We start from the raw sequence: 3,156 nt of genomic DNA, 5'->3' as shown, positions 1-3,156 counted from the left end.
AAAGCCCACCCCGATGCAGCCGCCGTCGCTTGATTCCGGATCGATGAATCCGCCGTCTCTCTCTGCCATCAAGCTCACCCGCGGCGCGCGCACCGTGCTGCGCGAAGCCGGCATCGGTGTTGCGCTGCTGGTGCTGCTGGGCGTGTTTGCCCTGCTGTCACCGATCTTCCTGACACCGGGCAACCTCACGAACATCTTCACGCAAATCTCCATCAACGTGATCCTGGCCGTGGGCATGACCTTCGTCATCCTGGTGGGCGGCATCGATCTTTCGGTGGGCTCGGTGATGGCGTTGTGCGCGGTGATCGCCGGCACGGTGCTCAAGATCGAGGGACTGGACACCGGCGCAGTGGTGGCCCTGGCACTGGCCGCCAGCATGGCCGTGGGCGCGCTCTGCGGTCTTGCCAATGGCGCCATCTCGGCGTTCTGGGGCATCCCGTCGTTCATCGTCACGCTGGGGATGTTGAACATCGCGCGCGGCGCCGCGCTGCAGTGGACACAGGCGCGCTCCATCTACGAGCTGCCGGATGCGTTCAACAACTTCGGCAGCGCCACCTTCCTGGGGCTGCCGGCCATCTTCCTGGTGGCGTTGGCACTGGTGGCGCTGGGCTGGTTCGTGCTCAACCGCACCGTGTTCGGCCGCCTCGTCTATGCCACCGGCAACAACGAGGAAGCCGTGCGCCTGGCGGGCCACGCCACGAGGCGCATCAAGATTGCCGCCTTCGTGATTGCCGGCGCCGCGGTGGGCGTGGGTGCGGTGATCTACATGACGCGGCTCAACATCGCCAGCCCCATCGCCGGCATCGGCTTCGAGCTCAATGCGATTGCCGCCGTCATCATCGGCGGCACCAGCCTGTCAGGCGGGCGCGGCTCGATCGTCGGCACGCTGCTGGGGGCCTGCATCATCGGCGTGCTGGCCAACGGCCTCATCCTCATCGGCATGAGCGACTTCCTGCGCCAGATGGTGACCGGCTTCGTGATCATCCTCGCCGTGGTGCTGGACGCCTACCGGGCGCGGCTCGCGCGTGCCGCGGCCACCGCATGATCACGATCCGCGAGGTGGCCCAGCATGCGAACGTGTCGGTGACGACGGTGTCGCACGTGATCAACGGCACGCGCTTCGTCAGCGAGGATGCCAAGGCGCGCGTGCTGGCCGCCATCGCGGCGCTCAACTACGTGCCCAGCGCGGTGGCACGCAGCTTGAAGAGCAGCCGCACGCACACGGTGGGGATGATGATCCCCAACAGCTCGAACCCGTACTTCGCCGAGATCATTCGCGGCATCGAGGACACCTGCTTCGCGGCCGGCTTCAACGTCATCCTCTGCAACTCCGACGACGACCCGCACAAGCAGGCCGCTTATGTGCGCGTGCTGAGCGAGAAGCAGGTGGATGGGCTCATCGTGCTCAGCTCGGGCGGCGACCCGGAGCTGCTGGACACGCTGCGCGGCGCTCCCATGCCGCAGGTGGTGGTGGACCGTGAGATCGACGACCTGGCGGCCGACCTGGTGGAGGTGGACCACGAAGGCGGTGCGCGCCTCGCGGTGGCGCACCTGGTGGGCCTGGGCCATGCGCGCATCGCTTGCATTGCGGGGCCGCTGCTGCTGTCGCCGGCCCGGCAGCGCGTGCAGGGCTGGCGCAGCGCCTTGCTGGCAGCCGGTCTGGCGTGCGACGACAGCCTCGTGGCCCAGGGCGGTTTCACCGCCGCGGGCGGCTTTGACGCGATGCGCGTGCTGCTGGCGCAATGTCCCAGCGCCGTGTTCGCCTCCAACGACCTGATGGCCATCGGCGCCCTCTGCGCCGCCGCGGACGCAGGCCTGCGCGTGCCGCAGGACTTGTCCCTCATCGGTTTCGACGACATCGCCCTCGCGGCCTACAGCAACCCGCCGTTGACGACCATCGCCCAGCCCAAGCACCAGACGGGCGAGCTGGCGGCGCACTTGCTGATGCAACGCATTGCCCAGCCGGGCCGGCCGTTGCAGCGCGAGATCCTGCATCCATTACTAGTGCTGCGCCGCTCCGCCGCGCGGCTGGAGAGATCATGAACAAACGACCCATCGTTGTACTCGGCAGCGTCAATGCCGACCTCGTCCTGCGCTGCGAGCGCCTGCCGCGTCCCGGTGAGACAGTGAACGGCCATGACTTCGAGACGGTGCCTGGCGGCAAGGGCGCGAACCAGGCGGTGGCCGCGTCCCGGCTGGGTGGTCGTGTCGAGTTCATCGGCTGCATGGGCGACGATGCCCTTGGCGCCCCGGCGCGCGCCACGCTGGAACATGCCGGCATGGGCACGGCGCACCTGAGGGCGCGGGTCGGCGTGCCCACCGGGGTGGCCATGATCCTCGTGGAGGGCTCGGGCCAGAACTGCATTGCGCTCGCCGCGGGCGCGAATGCCTGCCTGGACATCGCACAGGTCGATGAGGCGGCCGCCACGATCGCGCAGGCGTCGTTGCTGGTCTGCCAGCTTGAAACCCCGCTGGCCTCGGTGCGGCATGCCATCGGCATTGCGCGCCGCCATGGCGTGCCGGTGCTGCTGAATCCGGCGCCGGTGCAGCCGCTGGCGCGCACCCTGTTGGCCGAGGTGGACATCCTGGTGCCGAACGAAACCGAAGCGGCGGAATTGCTTGCAGTCGGTGCCTTGCCCGACCCGGCTGCCGCGGCGGCGGCGCTGCTGCGGCAGGGACCAGGCACCGTGATCATCACGCTGGGCGGCGCTGGCATCTGCATCGCAGACTCGCGCGGCACGCGCCGATGCCCCGCGCCGGACGTGCAGGCGGTGGACACCACAGGGGCGGGCGACACCTTCATCGGCGCGTTTGCGGTGGCGCTGCAGGAAGGCCTGGACATCGACGCCGCAGCGGCCTTTGCGCAAAGAGCCGCGGCGTTCAGCGTCACCCGAGCCGGTGCGATGGCGTCGATGCCGATGCGTGCCGAACTTGATGGTGATGCCGTGTGATGAAGAAGACCCCGCTGCTGCATGCCGAGTTGTCCCGACTGGTCGCTTCGCTGGGCCATGGCGACGCAGTGGTGGTTGCCGACGCCGGGATGCCGGTGCCGCCCGGCACCCCCGTCATCGACCTCGCGCTGACGCGCGGTGTGCCGTCATTCGCGCAGGTGCTGGGCGCGCTGCTGAGCGAGATGCAGGTCGAACGTGCTGAACA

4 protein-coding genes are annotated in these 3,156 nt (G+C 68.8%); all 4 read left to right on the top strand.

The window, feature by feature from the left end; all coding sequences use genetic code 11:
• The first annotated feature begins 43 nt into the window (after window positions 1-43).
• The gene (locus VFL64_RS19300; protein WP_489542008.1) at window positions 44-1,045 is read left to right on the top strand and encodes an ABC transporter permease; all 1,002 of its coding nucleotides are present in this window, start codon (window positions 44-46) and stop codon (window positions 1,043-1,045) included.
• Window positions 1,042-2,043, top strand: coding sequence for a LacI family DNA-binding transcriptional regulator (locus VFL64_RS19295; protein WP_489542007.1), 1,002 nt, complete (start codon window positions 1,042-1,044; stop codon window positions 2,041-2,043). The genes VFL64_RS19300 and VFL64_RS19295 overlap by 4 nt, the downstream gene beginning before the upstream one ends.
• A complete protein-coding gene (rbsK, locus tag VFL64_RS19290; protein ID WP_489542006.1) occupies window positions 2,040-2,951 on the top strand; it encodes a ribokinase in 912 nt (303 codons plus the stop codon). Before VFL64_RS19295 ends, rbsK begins: the two co-directional genes overlap by 4 nt.
• On the top strand, window positions 2,951-3,156 hold a 206-nt coding region (locus tag VFL64_RS19285; RefSeq protein WP_489542005.1), incomplete at its 3' end, for an RbsD/FucU domain-containing protein. The genes rbsK and VFL64_RS19285, both read left to right, overlap by 1 nt.

It is taken from the genome of Rhizobacter sp. (assembly GCF_035702065.1).
Classification (GTDB): Bacteria; Pseudomonadota; Gammaproteobacteria; order Burkholderiales; family Burkholderiaceae_C; genus Rhizobacter.
Note: the sequence above shows the minus strand (reverse complement) of the source record. Positions and strands in the feature narration are given on the sequence as shown.

Bases quoted from the DNA above. Each gene is read 5' to 3' on its own strand.
- rbsK (WP_489542006.1), top strand. From the start codon at position 2,040: ATGAACAAACGACCCATCGTTGTACTCGGCAGCGTCAATGCCGACCTC.
- VFL64_RS19300 (WP_489542008.1), top strand. From the start codon at position 44: ATGAATCCGCCGTCTCTCTCTGCCATCAAGCTCACCCGCGGCGCGCGC.
- VFL64_RS19295 (WP_489542007.1), top strand. From the start codon at position 1,042: ATGATCACGATCCGCGAGGTGGCCCAGCATGCGAACGTGTCGGTGACG.